The sequence below is a fragment of the Bradyrhizobium sp. P2_E8 genome (genome assembly GCF_056403875.1).
The window spans coordinates 1-1,554 of record NZ_JBFUES010001367.1; the positions used below are offsets into that span (position 1 = coordinate 1).

Consider the following 1,554-nt stretch of genomic DNA (forward strand, 5'->3'; position numbering starts at 1 on the left):
ATTCTGGTCCTTGGTGTCGTGCTGTTCCCGCTGGTCGGCCGGGATTTCTTTCCGTTGATCGACGGCGGACAGATCCAGCTCCACGTGCGCGCGCCGGCAGGGAGCCGTATTGAGAACACGGAGAAGATCTTCCAGCAGGTCGAGGACAAGATCCGCCAGGTCATTCCGGACAGGGACCGTGCGCTGATCGTCGACAATATCGGCTTGCCCGCGCGCTCCTATAATCTGGCGTTCGGCGACGGCTCGACCATCGGCGTCAATGATGGCGTGATCCTGATCTCGCTGAAGGAGGGGCACCAGCCCACGGCCGACTACGTGCGCAAGCTGCGCGAGATCCTGCCGGCCGCGTTTCCGGAAGACACGTTCTACTTCCAGGCCGCAGACATCGTCACCCAGATCCTCAATTTCGGGCTGCCGGCCCAGATCGACGTCCGCACCGTCGGCTACGACAAGGCCAACAACCTGAAGGTCGCCAACGAGCTGCGCCAGCGCATCGCGGCGATCCCGGGGATCGCCGACGCCCACCTTCAGCAGGAGGTGAACGCGCCGGCCTTCTACGCGGATATCGACCGCACCCGTGCGGCGCAACTCGGTCTCAACGCCGATACGATCGCGACCAATCTCAATGTCAGCCTGAGCTCCTCGGAGCAGGTGACCCCGAACTTCTGGACCGACCCGACATCCGGCATTCCCTATTATTTCGCGGTGCAGACGCCCGAGCGCCAGATCAGCTCGCTCAACGACCTCGCCAACACGCCGGTGTCGACGTCGCTGGCGTCAGCCCAGAGCGATACCCCAATTCCCGGCCTGCTCAGCAACGTCACCACGTTCCGGCGCAGCACTATCCCGACCAACGCCAACCAGGCCAATGTGCAGCCGGTCTACGAGGTCTATGCCAGCGTCCAGGGCCGCGATCTCGGCAGCGTGGCGAGCGAGATCAGCAAGGTCACGGCGGACCTCCAGAAGCAGCTCAAACCCGGCAACACCATTCAGGTGACCGGCCAGATCCAGAGCATGAACAGCGCTTTCATCAATCTCGGCACCGGTTTGCTGTTCGCAGCCGTGCTCGTCTATCTGCTCATGGTCGTGAACTACCAGAATTTCGGCGACCCCTTTGTCGTCATTTTGGCCCTGCCGGCAACGCTGTGCGGCATCCTGACCATGCTGTTCATCACCGGCACGACCCTCAACGTCCCATCGCTGATGGGGGCGATCATGGCGGTCGGCGTCGCCTCGGCGAATTCGATCCTGCTCGTGACCTTTGCCAGGGAGCAGCAGCTTGCAGGCAAGACCGCCTTCGAGGCCGCGATCGAGGCCGGCCATACCCGAATCCGGCCTGTGCTGATGACGGCGGCCGCGATGATCGTCGGCATGATCCCGATGGCGATCGGCGCGGCCGGCGAGGAGCAGAACGCCGCACTGGCCCGCGCCGTCATCGGCGGGCTCTTGTTTGCAACGCCGACCACTCTGCTGGTCGTGCCCTACCTGTTCGCGATGCTTCGCAAGGGCAACGACGGCAAGACACATCACGGGGTATTTGACGAGGTGCTGGAA

General features: G+C 63.3%; 1 protein-coding gene. It reads left to right on the plus strand.

Annotated elements, in window-relative coordinates; all coding sequences use genetic code 11:
* A partial coding sequence (locus AC1D00_RS40515; RefSeq protein ID WP_477014561.1) for an efflux RND transporter permease subunit occupies window positions 1–1,554 on the plus strand: 1,554 nt, incomplete at both ends.